Below are 14,977 nucleotides of genomic sequence, written 5' to 3'. Positions count from 1 at the left end.
ACTGCTACTGACGATATTTGATTATGGCAGGTCGGGTTACGACGTCTGCTCGGCGGCCCGGACCCTGGCCTCGGCGAGTCGGACCTCGTCGGGGTCGGCATCGGTGTCGGTGCCGGTGGCCAGGGCCTCCTCGAGTTCGCGCCGGGCTTCCTCGAGGTCGATGTCGTGACCCATCTCGGCGTTCTCGGCCAGGATCGAGACCCGGTCGTTGGCCACCGAGATGAACCCGTCCGGCGCGGCCGCGACGAAGTACTCGTCGTCGACGGTCCGCACCTGGACGGTGCCGCCCTGCAGCAGGCCCAGCAACGGCGCGTGGCCGGGCAGGATACCGACGTCACCGTCGGTGGTGCGGGCGATGACGATCTTCGCCTGCCCCTGCCAGACCGTCCGCTCCGCCGCGACGAGGGCTACCTCGAGGTGCTTCGCGGAATCATCGGCCATGTCAGTTTTCCTTCTGCAGCTCGGCCCACTTGCGCTCGACGTCGTCGAGCGAACCGACGTTGAAGAACGCCTGCTCGGCGATGTGGTCGCACTCGCCGTCGGCGATCTTCTTGAAGGACTCGACGGTGTCCTTCAGCGGCACGGTGGAGCCCTTGATGTTGGTGAACTTCTCCGCCATGTAGGTGTTCTGGGAGAGGAACTGCTCGATCCGGCGCGCGCGGGCGACGGTGATCTTGTCCTCTTCGGAGAGCTCGTCGACACCCAGGATGGCGATGATGTCCTGCAGTTCCTTGTTCTTCTGCAGGATCTGCTTCACCCGGACGGCCACGTCGTAGTGCTCCTGGCCGATGTACTGCGGGTCGAGGATCCGCGACGTCGAGGTCAGCGGGTCGACGGCCGGGTACAGACCACGCGACGCGATGTCACGGGAGAGCTCGGTGGTCGCGTCGAGGTGGGCGAACGTGGTCGCCGGCGCCGGGTCGGTGTAGTCGTCCGCGGGCACGTAGATCGCCTGCATCGAGGTGATCGAGTGACCCCGGGTCGACGTGATCCGCTCCTGCAGCACGCCCATCTCGTCGGCCAGGTTCGGCTGGTAACCAACGGCCGACGGCATCCGGCCGAGCAGCGTGGAGACCTCGGAACCGGCCTGGGTGAACCGGAAGATGTTGTCGATGAAGAGGAGTACGTCCTGCTCCTTCACGTCGCGGAAGTACTCCGCCATCGTGAGGGCCGACAGCGCGACGCGAAGACGCGTGCCCGGCGGCTCGTCCATCTGGCCGAACACCAGCGCGGTGTCCTTGAAGACGCCGGCCTCTTCCATCTCGGTGATCAGGTCGTTGCCCTCACGGGTCCGCTCCCCGACGCCGGCGAACACCGACGTACCACCGAAGTTGTGGGCGATCCGGTAGATCATCTCCTGGATCAGAACGGTCTTGCCGACACCCGCACCGCCGAACAGGCCGATCTTGCCGCCCTGCACGTACGGCGTGAGCAGGTCGAGCACCTTGATACCGGTCTCGAGCATCTCGGTCTTGGACTCGAGCTGGTCGAAGGCCGGCGCCTTGCGGTGGATCGGCCAGCGCTCGGCGATCTGGAACTCGGACTCGTCCTGGTTCAGGCACTTGCCGGTCACGGACCAGACCCGGCCCTTGGTGACGTCGCCGACCGGCACGGAGATCGCCGCGCCGGTGTCGCGCACCTCGGCGCCGCGGACCAGGCCGTCGGTCGGCTTCATCGAGATCGCCCGGACGATGTTGTCGCCGACGTGCAGCGCAACCTCGAGGGTGATCGTCTGGGTGAGGTCGCCCAGGGTGATGTCCACCTCGAGCGCGTTGTACATGTCCGGCATCGCGTCCGCTGGGAACTCGACGTCGACGACCGGGCCGATCACCCGGGCGACGCGACCGATGCCGGTGGCACCCGCCTCGTTGTTCTTCTCGGTAACCGTGGCAGTCATCTCTCTCACTCGCTCCCGGCGTTCGCGTCGGCCAGCGCGCTGGCGCCACCGACGATCTCGCTGATTTCCTGGGTAATTTGGGCCTGGCGGGCCTGGTTCAGGTCCCGCGTGAGCTTCTCGATCAGGTCCTGCGCGTTGTCCGTCGCCGACTTCATCGCCCGCTGGCGGTTGGCCAGCTCCGACGCCGCCGCCTGCAGCATGCAGAAGTGGATCCGGCTGGCGACGTACTTCGGCAGCAGTCCGTCGAGCACCTCTTCGGCCGACGGCTCGAACTCGTACAGCGGCAGTACGTCGTCGGCGGCCGGCGCTTCCTCGCCCTCGACGACCTCCAGCGGCAGCAGACGGATCACGTCCGCGCGCTGGGTGAGCATCGACACGAACCGGGTGAAGACGATGTGGATCTCGTCCACGCCGCCCTCCTCGGTCGGGGTCAGGAAGGCCTCGATCAGCGCGTCGGCGATCTCCCGCGCCCGGGCGAAGCTCGGGTTGTCGGAGTCACCGGCCCACGACTGCGCGACCTCGCGCTGCCGGAACGTGTAGTACGCGATGCCCTTGCGGCCGCTGATGAACGGAACGATCTGCTTCTCGTCCTCGCGGAGCAGCTGGTTCAGCCGCTCCCCTTCGCGGATCACGTTGGCCGAGTAGGCGCCGGCCTGACCGCGGTCGGAGGTGATCAGCAATACCGCGGCGCGGCGCGGGTTCTCCTTCTCGGTGGTCAGCGGGTGGTCGACGTTCGAGAACGTCGCCACCGCCGACACGGCGCGGGTGAGCTCACGCGCGTACGGACCGGCCGCCTGGGCGCGCTGCTGCGCCTTGACGATCCGGGACGCCGCGATGAGCTCCATCGCCCGGGTGAGCTTCTTGATCGTCGAGACCGAGGCCTTCCGATCGCGAAGCTCTCGCAGATTGGCTGGCATCGGTCAGCCCCGCTTCTGCCGGACGATCTGCTCCTGCTCCACGTCACCCTCGTCCATCGCCTCGGCTTCCGCCTCGGTGCCGAGCAGCGTGCCCTCGGAGGTCTGGAACGTCGGCTTGAACGCCTTCAGCGCGTCCGTGACGGCCTGTGCCTCGTCGTCGCCGAACAGCCCGGACTCACGGATCGCGTCGAGCACCTTGCCCTCCCGGCGCAGGTAGTCCAGGAAGTCCCGCTCGAAGCGGAGCACGTCGTTCACCGGTACGTCGTCGAAGTGGCCCTTGGTACCGGCCCAGATGGAGACGATCTGGTCCTCGACCGGGTACGGCGAGTACTGCGGCTGACGGAGCAGCTGCACCAGGCGCTGACCGCGGTCCAGCTGGCGCCGCGAGGTGGCGTCCAGGTCGGACGCGAACATCGCGAAGGCCTCCATCGCGCGGAACTGCGCCAGGTCGATCTTCAGCGAGCCGGACACGTTCTTCATGCCCTTGACCTGCGCGGCGCCGCCGACCCGGGACACCGAGATACCGACGTCGATGGCCGGCCGGATGTTGGCGTTGAACAGGTCGGACTGCAGGAAGATCTGGCCGTCGGTGATCGAGATGACGTTGGTCGGGATGAACGCCGACACGTCGTTGGCCTTGGTCTCGATGATCGGCAGACCGGTCATCGAGCCGGCGCCGAGCTCGTTGGACAGCTTCGCGCAGCGCTCGAGCAGCCGGCTGTGCAGGTAGAAGACGTCACCCGGGTACGCCTCGCGGCCCGGCGGGCGGCGCAGCAGCAGCGACATCGAGCGGTAGGCCTCGGCCTGCTTGGTCAGGTCGTCGAAGACGATCAGCACGTGCTTGCCCTGGTACATCCAGTGCTGGCCGATCGCCGAGCCGGTGTACGGCGCGACGTACTTGAAGCCGGCCGGGTCGGACGCCGGGGAGGCGACGATGGTGGTGTACTCCATCGCGCCGGCCTCTTCGAGCGCACCGCGGACCGACGCGATCGTCGAGCCCTTCTGGCCGATGGCGACGTAGATGCAGCGGACCTGCTTCTTCGGGTCGCCGGACTCCCAGTTCGCCTTCTGGTTGATGATCGTGTCGACCGCGATCGCCGTCTTACCGGTCTTGCGGTCGCCGATGATCAGCTCGCGCTGGCCACGGCCGATCGGGATCATGCCGTCGATCGCCTTGATACCGGTCTGCAGCGGCTCGCGGACCTCCTGGCGCTGCATCACGCCGGCGGCCTGGAGCTCGAGCGCGCGGTCGCCCTCGAGGCCCTGGATCTCGCCGAGGCCGTCGATCGGCTTGCCCAGCGGGTCGACGACCCGGCCGAGGTAGCCCTCGCCGACCGGCACCGACAGCACCTGACCGGTACGGCGGACCTGCTGGCCCTCCTCGATCCCGTCGAACTCACCGAGGACGACGACACCGATGTCGCGGACGTCGAGGTTCAGCGCGATACCCCGGGTGCCGTCCTCGAACTCGAGCAGCTCGTTGGTCATCACCGAGGGCAGACCCTCGACGTGCGCGATGCCGTCACCCGCGTCGACCACGTGGCCGACCTCTTCGGCGGCGGTGTCGGCCGGTTGGTACTCGGTGACGAACCGATCCAGGGCGTCCCGGATCTCCTCCGGCCTGATCGTGAGCTCAGCCATTGTGTTTCCTGCTTCCTTGACCCTTGCTGGCCTGTTGTGGCTCTAAGAGGCTTTCCCGACCCTTAGCGCCGCTGTATGTCGTTAAGGGGGTTCAGCCCGCGATGCGCCGTTGCGCGTCGTCGAGCCTGGCCGCGATGGTTCCGTCGATCACTTCGTCGCCGATGTCCACCCGGACGCCGCCGACCACGTTCGGGTCGACGATCACGTTCAGCTGGATGTCCCGGCCGTACTGCCGTCCGAGCGCCGCCGCGAGCCTGGTGCGCTCCATCTCGGTCAGGTCGGTGGCCACCCGCACGGTCGCGATGCTGGCGTTCCGCCGGGCCGCCGCGGCGACCTGGTAGGACCGCATCGACGCCGCGAAGGAGCGGCCGCGGCCGTCCACGGCCCGCTCGGCGAGCCGCACCGTGGTGGCGTCGGCCTTGCCCTGCAGCAGTCCGCGGATCAGCTCCTGCCGGTGCTCGGCCGGGATGCCCCGGTCGCCCAGCTTCTCGGCCAGGGCGCGCTCGGCGGAGACCACCCGGTCCAGCCGGAACAGCTCGTCCTCGACCTCGTCCAGCTTCCGCCGGGTGTCGGCGTAGGCCACCTCGGCCTCGACACTCAGCTGGTCCAGGGCGTTGCCCAGGTCCCGGCCGCTGACCCAGCGACCGGACACCGCGGCGGACAGGATCTCCAACGCCTGGGGGGAGATCTTGCCGCCGAACAGCTGCTCGGCCAGCGCGGTCTTGGTCGCGGCCGGCCGCGCCGGGTCGGTCAGGGCGCGCCGGAGCGCGCCGCTGCCGTCCAGCAGCTTGGCGATCGAGAACAGCTCGCCACCCAGGCCCTCGGCCGGGGTCGCACCCGCCAGGGCCTGCTCGGCCCGGGCGAGTGACTCGTTCGACGCGCCGCGCATCAGCCGTCCGTTCCGACAGCCTGACGGGCGGACTCCGACTCTTCCAGCTCGGCCAGGAACCGCTCCACGGTCCGGCGCTGCCGGGCCTCGTCCTCGAGCGACTCGCCGACGATCCGGCCGGCCAGCGTGGTCGCCATCGTGCCGACCTCGCCGCGCAGCGAGGCGACCGCCTGCGTCCGCTCGGCGTCGATCTGCGCGCGGGCGTGGGTGACGATCCGCTCGGCCTCGGCGTTCGCCTGCTCGCGCATCTCCGCGATGATCTGGGCGCCCTGCTCCCGGGCGTCCTCGCGGATCTTCGCAGCTTCCTGCCGGGCCTCGGCCAGCTGCGCGTTGTACTTGTCCAAAGCCGCCTTCGCCTCGGCCTGGGCCGCCTTGGCCTCGTTCATCCCGCCTTCGATCGCCGCGGTCCGATCGGCGTACGCCTTCTCGAACTTGGGTACGACGACCTTGGCGAAGGCGATGGCCAAGAGGACCAGGAAGACGAAACCGAAGATGATCTCAGCCGTGTGCGGCAGCAGCGGGCTCGGTGCCTCGTCCGCGGACTCTGTCAGCGGCAGAAGTAACGTCAGCATGTCTGGGTCCTGTCAGTCAGGGGGAAGGGGTCAGCCCTTGAACACGAAGGCGAGGGCGATACCGATGATCGCGAGCACCTCGGTGACGCCGAAGCCGATCCACGCGATCGACTGCAGCTTGCTCTGAGCCTCGGGCTGACGCGCCGTGCCGTTGATCACGGCGGCGAAGATCAGGCCGACGCCAACACCCGGGCCGATGGCGGCGAGGCCGTAGCCCAGAACGGCGATGTCACCGGTGATTGCGAGAGCCATGTTGCTCACCATTGCGGTGTTTCCTTTCAGTACGGATAGCGGTTATCCGGGATTCCGTTACTACGGGTCTGTGGGTACTGCGGGGTGGTGCGGATCAGTGCTCGTCGGCGATCGCGCTGCCGATGTACTGCGCGGTGAGGACGACGAAGATGTAGGCCTGGATGGCCTGGACGAACAGCTCCAGCCCGGCGATCGCGAGCGCCATCAGGAAGGTGATGATGCCGACACCGCCGATCGCGATGCTGCCGGACTCGAAGACCATGTACTCGCCGCCGAGCACGAACACCAGCAGCAGGATGTGGCCGGCGAACATGTTCGCGAACAGCCGCAGGCTCAGCGAGATCGGCCGGACCAGGATGTTCGAGATGAACTCGATCGGGATCATCAGCGGCATCAGCCAGATCGGCACACCGGCCGGCATGGTCTGGTGCTTGAAGTAGCCCCACAGGCCCTTCTTCTTGATCCCGACCGCGTTGTAGATGACCCAGCTCATGATCGCGGCCACGTACGCCCAGCCGATGTGGCTGAACGTCGGGAACTGGATCAGCGGGATCGTCGCGGCGACGTTGTTCAGCAGGATGAAGAAGAACAGGCCGGTCAGGTACGGCACGAACTTCATGTAGTCCGCGCTGCCGATCGCGTCCCGGGCGATCGAGTTCCGGACGAAGTTGTAGCCGAGCTCGCCGGCGAACTGCAGCTTGCTCGGCACGATCGCAGCCTTGCGGGACGCACCCCAGAAGAACCAGAGGATCACCACGACGGACAGCGCGGCCACCAGCACGGGCTTGGTGAACCAGTCGACACCGTGGATGATCGGGGGGGTCTCGAAGTTCTGTGGACCGGGTGGAAGGAACTCGGTCGGAACGCCGGCGGTCACCGGGTCTCCTCTCGCGTCGTGCTCAAGTCGGACGCCTGGAAGTCAGGGGCAGGGCGGCTCAGGGCATGGCGGTCAACAACGTCAGACCCGGTGCGAGCTAGGACCTCTGCCCGTACCGGAAGTGCAACATCAAGATGGTGAGCCCGGCACCGAGGACGATGCCCACCGGAAGCAAGAATTCGGTGCCGAAGAGGCGATCCAGCCCGAAGCCGATGCCCCCGTAGACCAGGACACCGCCGATCAAGTAGGACAGGACCCGCCAGCCGTCGCCCGAATTCGGGGGTGATGGCTTCGGATCCTGATGCTCGCTCATTGGCACCCGAAACGTACCAGTTGGTGACATCGACGGTCACATCGGGCCCCGTAATCTCCACCACAGCAGGCGAAACGTTACCCACGGTGCTCACGCCGTCACCTCCTTGTCGAGGTCGTAGATCGGCACCCGGAGCCGGGACCAGGCCCAGATCTCGCCGGCCATCCAGCCCATCACGACGACCATGGCGACCAGGCCGAGCACGGTCAGATTCACGTGCCTGGCCAGGCCGTCCGAGTTCAGCGCGAGCGCGAGCAGACCGCCGAAGATCGCGATCCGGCCGGTGTACGACGCCATCGCGACGGCGAGCTGCATGGTCGGGGAAGTCTTGCGGGAAAGGTGCAGCGCGAGCAGACCGGCGCCGGAGAACACGACAACGGTCAGCAGTCCCAGCAGCGCACCCAGGAGGCCGGGAACTCCGGCGGCGACGGTGGACACGGCGGCGGCGTTCACGCCGACGACCAACGCGGCGACCAGAGCGCCACGCAACATCGCCAACGCCGGGTGCTTGGTCGCTTGTCCGGCGATTTTCGGGCTGTGGGCCGTAGGAGCCATCTGGTGGTTCCGTCCTGCTGGCGTGCTGGTCTCGCGGCCAGCTCGTCGGGTGGGCGGGGTCAGGGGTGTCGCTGTTCTTTGCTGGTGCTTGTGAAAACTAGCACAAAGTCTGCACGGTCAGCAAAACGAGGTCCCTGCCGCTGTACAGGCACACCTTATCGGTAGGCCACACTGCCGAGTGGTCTGGTCCCTCTCAGCGGGGACTCAGACTTTGGCGAGCGGTTTCCCGGATCGTCTCGGGAGACCGGTCGTGAGCAGGACCGCGGTGACCGCGACGGCCAGGACGACGAGGGCGGTCCACCAGGTGAGGACGAGGCCGAGGACCACCACGCCGTACGCGATCAAGGCGGTCCACAGGTACATCAGCAGGACGGCCCGGCGGTGCGAGTGGCCGCGTTGCATCAGGCGGTGGTGCAGGTGCTGCTTGTCCGCGGCGAACGGCGAGCGGCCGGCCTTGGTACGGCGTACGTAGGCCATCGTCAGGTCCAGCGCGGGGATCGCGAGGATGGCGATCGGCAACACGAGCGGAAGCAGCGCGGGCAGCAGACTGGAGCCGCCGACCTCGTACGGGACGGCGTTCGGGTCCATCTGGCCTGTCAGGCTGATCGTCGACGCGGCCAGCATCAGGCCGATCAGCAGGGCGCCGGAGTCGCCCATGAAGACCCTTGCGGGGAAGAAGTTGTGCGGCAGGAAGCCGAGGCAGGCGCCGGCCAGCGCGACCGTGATCAGGGTCGAGGTGGTGGCGCGGTCGAGGTTCTCGTGGACATTCAGCAGGTACGAATACACGAAGAACGCGGTCGCGCCGATCGCGGTGACGCCGGCCGCGAGACCGTCCAGGCCGTCGACGAAGTTCACCGCGTTGCAGGACACCAGCAGGATGCCCGCGGTCAGGACGGCGAGCTGCGCGGGCGACGGCGAGATCACGCCGCCGGGCAGCGGGAGCCAGTACAACTGGATGCCTTGGACAACGAGTACGCCGACCGCGAGCACCTCGCCGGCCAGCTTGGTGATCGCGTCCAGCTCGTACAGGTCGTCGACCACGCCGACCGCGCAGATCACCACGCCGCCGACCAGGATCGCCCGGGCGTCGTGCGCGACCTGCAGGCTGTTGCCGAGGAACGGCAGGCTCGACGCGACCGCGAAGCCGGCGATCAGGCCGCCGAGGATGGACAGGCCGCCGAAGTACGGGATCGGGACCTTGTGCACGTCCCGGGCCCGGACCTTCGCGACCGCGCCGTACCGCAACGCGATCTGCCGGGCGACGCCGGTCAGCAGAAAGGTCGTGGCCATCGCCACGAACAGGACCAGCAGGTACTCACGCACTAGTCCGCAGGCCTCACATCAGGATCGGTCTTTGCCTCGTCCTCCTTGGACGCGACAACCGCCTCCTCAGTTGGCTCGTCTTTTTCTTCAGCCGGCTCTTCATCCTGAGGCTTTTCGTCGGCTAGCTTTTCGTCGGCTGGCTTTTCGTCGGCTGGCTTTTCGTCGGCTGGCTTTTCGTCGGCTGGCTTTTCGTCGGCTTCTGCGGCGACTTCGGGGACTACTGCGCGGAGTTGTTCGACGGTGAGGGCTCCGACGCGGACGACGCGGGGGGTGTCGCCGGTGAGGTCGACGATGGTGGACGGCTGTCCTCCGGTCGCCTCGCCGCCGTCGAGGTACACGGCGACCGACTCACCCAGTTGTTCCTCGGCGTCGTACACGTCCAGCGCCGCCGGCTGACCGGACTTGTTCGCGGAGCTGACCGCGAGCGGTCCGGTCCGGGACAGCAGCTCGCGGGTGTTCTCGTGGTCCGGCACGCGGAGCGCGACCGTGCCCTGGGTCTCCCCCAGGTCCCACATCAGCGACGTCTGCGCGTGGCAGATGACGGTCAGCGGCCCCGGCCAGAACTCTTCGCAGAGTTTGCGCCCGTTGTCCGGTATGTCGGTGGCGAGCGCGTCGAGCGACTCCACCACCGAGATCAGCACCGGCGGCGGCATGTCCCGGCCGCGCCCCTTGGCGTCCAGCAGCCGCTGGACCGCGTCGGCCTTGAAGGCGTCGGCGGCAAGCCCGTACACGGTGTCGGTCGGCAGCACGACCAGGTCGCCGGCCTCGATGGCGTCCACAGCTGCGCGGTACGCCGGTGCCAGTTCGTCCCCGGTGAAGTCGAAGCGCTCACTCACGGAGTGAATCGTGCCACTCACGCGGGCCCCGCCCCTAACCGGGTCGATGCTGACAAACGATTGTCAGCTTCCGCGCCGATCACCCGAGGGAATCTTTAGGATCCCGTCCATGACTGTGTCGCGTGAGTTCCTTGCCGGGTTGCCGAAGGCCGAGTTGCACGTCCACCACGTCGGGTCCGCGTCGCCGCGGATCGTCGCCGAGCTCGCCGCCCGGCACCCCGGGTCGCCGGTGCCGGCCGACCCGGCCGCGCTGGTCGAGTACTTCAAGTTCAGCGACTTCGCCCACTTCATCGACATCTATCTGTCGGTCGTCGAGCTGATCAAGACGCCCGAGGACGTCCGGCTGCTGACCTACGAGGTCGCCCGCGAGATGGCCGAGCAGCAGAACCTGCGGTACGCCGAGCTCACGGTCACGCCGTACACATCGATCACGCGCGGAATCGCCGCGGAGGCCTTCTGCGAGGCGATCGAGGACGCACGGGTCGCGGCCGAGAAGGAGTTCGGCATCACGCTGCGATGGATCTTCGACATCGCCGGTGAGGCCGGGCTGCCGGCCGCCGACGAGACGCTGCGGGTCGCGACCAAGATCCGGCCGGAGGGCCTGGTCGGGTTCGGGCTCGGCGGGCCGGAGATCGGCGTACCGCGGCCGCAGTTCCAGCCGCATTTCGAGGCGGCGGTCGCGGCCGGGCTGCACAGCGTCCCGCACGCGGGCGAGACGACCGGTCCGGAGACGATCTGGGACGCGGTGCGGGTGCTGAAGGCCGAGCGGATCGGCCACGGTACGTCGACGATGCAGGACCCGGCGCTGGTCGAGTACCTCGGCGAGCACCGGATCCCGCTGGAGGTCAGCCCGACGTCCAACATCGCCACCCGCGCGGTCGCGTCGTACGACGTGCACCCGCTGCGCGCGATGGTCGACGCCGGCCTGGTCGTCACGATCAACTCCGACGACCCGCCGATGTTCGGGACCGACCTCACCAACGAGTACGCCGTCGCGGCGCGGCTGCTCGACCTGGACGAAGCCGGTGTCGGCGAGCTGGCCAAGACCGCCGTCCGCGTGTCGTTCGCCGAGGACTCGGTGAAGTCGGCCCTGCTGTCCGAGATCGACACCTATCTAGGTAATAGCGCGGTGTAGCTGACAGACTGTCGTCTGTGACAGAGGACCTGCGGCTCGACCTGCTGGGTCCTCTGCGCGGCTGGTCGGGTGATCGCAGGCTGGAGCTCGGACCGCTGCGCCAGCAGGCCTTCCTGGCGGTGCTGGCGCTCCGTCCGAACCAGGTGGTTCCGGCCGACGAGTTGGTCGAGCTGGTGTGGAACGACGCGCCGCCGAGCAGCGGGACCCGGATCGTTCCGACGTACGCCTATCGGCTGCGGCAGCTGCTGCCGAAGGACGTGCTGGTCAGCTCGCGGGACGGGTACAGCCTGCGGATCGCTCCGGACGCGCTCGACCTGACCAGGTTCGAGCGGCTCGTCAGCGCCGCGCATGCGACCGACGACCTCGATCAAGCGGCGGCGAACCTGTCGGAAGCCCTTGCGTTGTTCAAGGGTGAGCCGTTGGGCGGTCTGCCCGGGCACTACGTCGGTGTCGAGCGGCATCGGCTGACGGAGCGCCGGCTGAAGGTGCTAGCGGAGCGGATCGATCTCGACCTGGAGCGCGGCCGGTACGGCGACCTGGTGCCGGAGCTGGTCGCGCTGGTCGAGGCTGATCGCCTGCGTGAGCAGTTCGCCGGACAGCTCATGCTGGCGTACTGGCGCAGCGGCCGGAGTTCCGAAGCGCTCGACACCTACACCCGGACCCGGGAGGAGCTGATCGAACAGCTCGGTGTGGAGCCCGGTCCGGCGCTCCGAGCGATCCACGAACGCATTCTGCGCAACGACGAGCCGGTTGCCCGTCCGGTGCTCCGCGACGAGCTGCCGTACGACGGTGCGGCGTTCGTCGGCCGTGACGACGTACTGAGCCAGGTGGTCGACGCACTGCGCACTCCAGGCCCTGCGGTCGTTGCGATCGACGGTATGGCGGGTGTTGGCAAGACTGCGCTCGCTGTACGCGCTGCACGTCAGCTGGCGGACGTGTATCCGGACGGTCGGCTCTTCATCGATCTGCACGGCTATACGCCCGGCAACGAGCCGGTGTCGGCATTGCAGGCCCTGGATCGCTTGCTGCGCACGCTGTCCGTACCGGCGGACCGCATCCCTACTGAGCTAGAGGAGCGGGCCGCACTGTGGCGTTCTGAGCTGGCAGGCCGGCGCATCCTCGTAGTACTCGACAATGCACCCGACAGTGCCGCAGTACGGCCGTTGCTGGCCGGGAGCCCGCAGTGCGGCGTGCTGGTGACGAGTCGGCGGCAGCTGACCGGTCTGGACGCGACTGCTCGGCTGGCGCTCGACGTACTGCGGCCGGAGGACGCACGGGCGCTGCTGGCTGAGATCGTCGGACCGGACCGTGCTGGTGACACGGCTGCTGCGGCACAGGTAGTCAGCCAGTGCGGGCACCTACCGTTGGCCATCCGGGTGGCTGGTTCGCGGCTGCGGCATCGGCCGAGCTGGACGATCGAGCACCTGAGCAAACGACTCGAGGCCGAGGACAGGCGGCTGGCGGAACTCAGCACGGACAGCGGTGGGGTCTCCCCCGCGTTCGCCTTGTCCTACGAGCATCTGCCGTCGGACCAGCAGCGCCTGTTCCGTCTGCTCGGTGCCATGACCGGCCAGGACGTCGACATGTACGCCGCTGCGGCGCTGGCCGATGTGGACGCGGTTGACGCGGAGGACCTGCTCGAGCAGCTCGTCGATGCCAACCTGGTGCTGCAGCTGCGTCCTGGCCGTTTCCAGTTCCACGACCTGCTGCGACAGTACGCGCGCACGCTGGACCCCGAGCCGGACGCAGTACGCCGGTTGCTCGACTACTACCTCTATGCGACAGCAGCCGCGAGTACGGCGATCTTCAGCAGCCAACTGCAACCGCTACCGGAGCCGGTCCCGGTGCGGCTGCCTGAGTTCACGTCGGCGTCTGACGGACTCGAGTGGATCGATACAGAGGGTGCGAACGTGCTGGCGACGATCCAGTTCGCCGAGTCGAGTGGTGCGTCGGAACACGCGTGGCGGCTGGGTCTGGCCGTGGCGTCCTGCTTCTTCCAGCGCGGCCGGGTCTACGAGATGGACGAGGCGCTGGAGCTCGCGCTACGTGCCGCTCCGGACGCCGCGGTGGAGGCACGGGTGCTGTTGTCGATCGGCAGCCTCGGGCGCTACCGCCGCGGTGCTGAGGCGAGTCTGCGGACACTGCAGGACGCACGCGACAGGCTGCCGCAGGACGCGGACCTGGCGTTGCGGGCCCGGTTGCTCGCGTCGATCGGTTACAGCTTGGCGAAGCTGCATCCCGACGACGAGGCGATCGGCGTACTCGATGAGGCGTTGAAGGTCGCTCGGCGAGCGGGTGAGGCCGGCATCGCGTCGCGGGTGCTGGCGTACCTCGGGGTGACGTACGGCGACCGCAGCGAGTTCACTCGGGCGCTGTCGGCGTACGAGGAGTCGCTGGAGCTGGGTGATCCCGCCGTACGAGGAGAGGTGCTGAACGGGATCGGTGAGTGCCTGCTCGAGCTGGACCGCGTGGGCGACGCTGTGGCGGCTCTGACAACGGCCAGGGACCTCGGAGTGGAGCGGGGCGCCGACTACAGCCTCATCTACACGTACGCGTTCCTAGGTACGGCGTACGCGCGACAGCGCCAGTGGGCTGAGGCGATCGACGTCGGACGCAGGTCATTGGAGCTGGCGTTGGAGAGCGATTCGAAGCAGTCGCAGCAGAACGCGTACCTGCGGCTGGCCGAGACCCTGCTGGCGAAGGGCGACGTGACTCAGGCACGACCGCATTTTGCGCGTGCACTGGAGCTTGCGCTCGACGAGGGACCGGAGTCGATGGTGGTGCGCGCAGCCAGTGGACTGGAGCGGACCGCCGCTGCCGCTTGAGGTGTGATTGGCTGGTGCGGTGCGGAAAGTCTGTGGGGTACTGGCCGTCGTACTGCTGGGTCTCGTGGCCTGCAGCGATGACAAGCCCGCACCGGCCGCGCCACCCCCGACGACGACCCAGTCGAGCCCGACTCCCCCACCAGCACCGGACGGACTGCCACGTGGCGGGCGAGTGATCTTCCCGAAGTACCAGCTAGTCGCGTACGTCGGTCTGCCGGGCTCGCCCGCGCTGGGTCCGCTGGACAAGGACCTGGACGCGAAGGCGGCCAAGCTCGACAAGCTGTCCCGCGCCTACGCAGCTGGGCGGACGCCGCTGCCGGTGATGGAGCTGATCACGGTCGTCGCGAGAGGGTCGCGCGGCAAGGACGGGTTGTACCGCGGTCGGCTGGACGACGCGAAGATCGAGCAGTACCTGACGGTGGCGCGGAAGCACAAGATGCTGCTGCTGCTCGACATCCAGCCCGGGCGGGCGAAGATCCTGCCCGAGGTGAAGCGACTGGAGCGGTGGCTGAAGGAACCGGACGTCGGGCTGGCGTTCGACCCCGAGTGGGCGGTCGGCCCGACCCAGGTACCGGGCCGGGTGTTCGGCCACACCACCGGCGCGGAGCTCGACAGCATCGCGGCGTACCTCTCGGGACTCGTGCAGGCGAACGGCCTGCCGGAGAAGGTGTTCGTGTTCCACCAACTGTCGCCGCGGATCGTCACCGACGAGAAGGCACTGAAACCGCATCCTGGCGTGGTGACGATCAAATCCGTCGACGGGATCGGCGCACACACGGACAAGCTCAAGACGTGGACCAAACTCACCACGGCCCTCCCACCGTCAGTCCACGCAGGCTTCAAGCTCTTCTACACCGAGGACACCCGCCACGGTCCCCTGATGACCCCCGCACAGGTCCTCGCCTTGAAGCCGCGCCCAGAACTGGTGATCTACGAATGATCTCG

The 14,977-nt window shown here is 67.9% G+C and carries 15 protein-coding genes; 3 read left to right on the top strand and 12 right to left on the bottom strand.

All coding sequences use genetic code 11. From position 1 onward, the window contains the following. Positions 1-36 precede the first annotated feature (36 nt). The 12 genes from ACLJOO_RS38225 to ACLJOO_RS38170 all read right to left on the bottom strand — a co-directional run bounded on the left by ACLJOO_RS38225 (position 37) and on the right by ACLJOO_RS38170 (position 10,072). Complete coding sequence (locus tag ACLJOO_RS38225) at positions 37-441, bottom strand: F0F1 ATP synthase subunit epsilon (protein WP_410792675.1); 405 nt, start codon at positions 439-441, stop codon at positions 37-39. Position 442: 1 nt separating this feature from the next. Continuing rightward, positions 443-1,897 carry a F0F1 ATP synthase subunit beta gene (gene atpD, locus ACLJOO_RS38220; RefSeq protein ID WP_410792673.1) on the bottom strand — a complete coding sequence of 485 codons (1,455 nt, stop codon included), beginning with the start codon at positions 1,895-1,897 and terminating at the stop codon, positions 443-445. A 5-nt stretch (positions 1,898-1,902) separates the two neighbouring features. After that, entirely contained in the window at positions 1,903-2,814 is a 912-nt protein-coding gene (locus ACLJOO_RS38215; protein WP_410792671.1) for a F0F1 ATP synthase subunit gamma, read from the bottom strand. Between the two features lie 3 nt (positions 2,815-2,817). Then, positions 2,818-4,455, bottom strand: a complete 1,638-nt coding sequence (atpA, locus tag ACLJOO_RS38210) for a F0F1 ATP synthase subunit alpha (RefSeq protein WP_410792670.1) — start codon at positions 4,453-4,455, stop codon at positions 2,818-2,820. A 91-nt stretch (positions 4,456-4,546) separates the two neighbouring features. Then, complete coding sequence (locus ACLJOO_RS38205; protein ID WP_410792669.1) at positions 4,547-5,344, bottom strand: F0F1 ATP synthase subunit delta; 798 nt, start codon at positions 5,342-5,344, stop codon at positions 4,547-4,549. Then, on the bottom strand, positions 5,344-5,916 hold the full coding sequence (locus tag ACLJOO_RS38200) for a F0F1 ATP synthase subunit B (RefSeq protein WP_410792667.1): 573 nt from the start codon (positions 5,914-5,916) through the stop codon (positions 5,344-5,346). The genes ACLJOO_RS38205 and ACLJOO_RS38200 overlap by 1 nt, the downstream gene beginning before the upstream one ends. A 30-nt stretch (positions 5,917-5,946) precedes the next feature. Further along, a complete protein-coding gene (atpE, locus tag ACLJOO_RS38195) occupies positions 5,947-6,168 on the bottom strand; it encodes an ATP synthase F0 subunit C (protein WP_198682801.1) in 222 nt (73 codons plus the stop codon). Between the two features lie 94 nt (positions 6,169-6,262). Next, positions 6,263-7,045, bottom strand: a complete 783-nt coding sequence (atpB, locus tag ACLJOO_RS38190) for a F0F1 ATP synthase subunit A (RefSeq protein ID WP_410792665.1) — start codon at positions 7,043-7,045, stop codon at positions 6,263-6,265. A gap of 97 nt (positions 7,046-7,142) precedes the next feature. Continuing rightward, entirely contained in the window at positions 7,143-7,358 is a 216-nt protein-coding gene (locus ACLJOO_RS38185; protein ID WP_410792664.1) for a hypothetical protein, read from the bottom strand. 90 nt (positions 7,359-7,448) lie between these two features. Beyond that, on the bottom strand, positions 7,449-7,913 hold the full coding sequence (locus tag ACLJOO_RS38180; protein ID WP_131291239.1) for a hypothetical protein: 465 nt from the start codon (positions 7,911-7,913) through the stop codon (positions 7,449-7,451). 204 nt (positions 7,914-8,117) lie between these two features. Beyond that, on the bottom strand, positions 8,118-9,236 hold the full coding sequence (locus ACLJOO_RS38175) for a glycosyltransferase family 4 protein (RefSeq protein WP_130387316.1): 1,119 nt from the start codon (positions 9,234-9,236) through the stop codon (positions 8,118-8,120). Then, on the bottom strand, positions 9,236-10,072 hold the full coding sequence (locus ACLJOO_RS38170; RefSeq protein WP_410792661.1) for an L-threonylcarbamoyladenylate synthase: 837 nt from the start codon (positions 10,070-10,072) through the stop codon (positions 9,236-9,238). Before ACLJOO_RS38170 ends, ACLJOO_RS38175 begins: the two co-directional genes overlap by 1 nt. A gap of 109 nt (positions 10,073-10,181) precedes the next feature. Between ACLJOO_RS38170 and ACLJOO_RS38165 the strand changes: the two genes are divergently transcribed. The 3 genes from ACLJOO_RS38165 to ACLJOO_RS38155 are packed head-to-tail and all read left to right on the top strand — an operon-like array spanning position 10,182 to position 14,972. Continuing rightward, a complete protein-coding gene (locus tag ACLJOO_RS38165) occupies positions 10,182-11,207 on the top strand; it encodes an adenosine deaminase (protein ID WP_410792659.1) in 1,026 nt (341 codons plus the stop codon). 17 nt (positions 11,208-11,224) lie between these two features. After that, positions 11,225-14,032: a BTAD domain-containing putative transcriptional regulator gene (locus ACLJOO_RS38160; RefSeq protein ID WP_410792657.1), complete on the top strand. Its 2,808-nt coding sequence runs from the start codon at positions 11,225-11,227 to the stop codon at positions 14,030-14,032. Positions 14,033-14,051: 19 nt separating this feature from the next. Further along, entirely contained in the window at positions 14,052-14,972 is a 921-nt protein-coding gene (locus tag ACLJOO_RS38155) for a hypothetical protein (RefSeq protein ID WP_410792656.1), read from the top strand. The last annotated feature ends 5 nt before the right edge of the window (positions 14,973-14,977 follow it).

It is taken from the genome of Kribbella sp. C-35 (assembly GCF_046549195.1).
Lineage (GTDB): Bacteria > Actinomycetota > Actinomycetes > Propionibacteriales > Kribbellaceae > Kribbella.
This window is presented reverse-complemented; position numbering and strand designations above follow the sequence as displayed.

What these genes read in the sequence shown, in the direction of transcription:
- ACLJOO_RS38215 (WP_410792671.1), bottom strand. Translation starts at nt 2,814, where the DNA reads ATGCCAGCCAATCTGCGAGAGCTTCGCGATCGGAAGGCCTCGGTCTCG.
- ACLJOO_RS38205 (WP_410792669.1), bottom strand. Translation starts at nt 5,344, where the DNA reads ATGCGCGGCGCGTCGAACGAGTCACTCGCCCGGGCCGAGCAGGCCCTG.
- ACLJOO_RS38200 (WP_410792667.1), bottom strand. Translation starts at nt 5,916, where the DNA reads ATGCTGACGTTACTTCTGCCGCTGACAGAGTCCGCGGACGAGGCACCG.
- atpD (WP_410792673.1), bottom strand. Translation starts at nt 1,897, where the DNA reads ATGACTGCCACGGTTACCGAGAAGAACAACGAGGCGGGTGCCACCGGC.
- atpE (WP_198682801.1), bottom strand. Translation starts at nt 6,168, where the DNA reads ATGGCTCTCGCAATCACCGGTGACATCGCCGTTCTGGGCTACGGCCTC.
- ACLJOO_RS38185 (WP_410792664.1), bottom strand. Translation starts at nt 7,358, where the DNA reads ATGAGCGAGCATCAGGATCCGAAGCCATCACCCCCGAATTCGGGCGAC.
- ACLJOO_RS38225 (WP_410792675.1), bottom strand. Translation starts at nt 441, where the DNA reads ATGGCCGATGATTCCGCGAAGCACCTCGAGGTAGCCCTCGTCGCGGCG.
- ACLJOO_RS38180 (WP_131291239.1), bottom strand. Translation starts at nt 7,913, where the DNA reads ATGGCTCCTACGGCCCACAGCCCGAAAATCGCCGGACAAGCGACCAAG.
- ACLJOO_RS38165 (WP_410792659.1), top strand. Translation starts at nt 10,182, where the DNA reads ATGACTGTGTCGCGTGAGTTCCTTGCCGGGTTGCCGAAGGCCGAGTTG.
- atpA (WP_410792670.1), bottom strand. Translation starts at nt 4,455, where the DNA reads ATGGCTGAGCTCACGATCAGGCCGGAGGAGATCCGGGACGCCCTGGAT.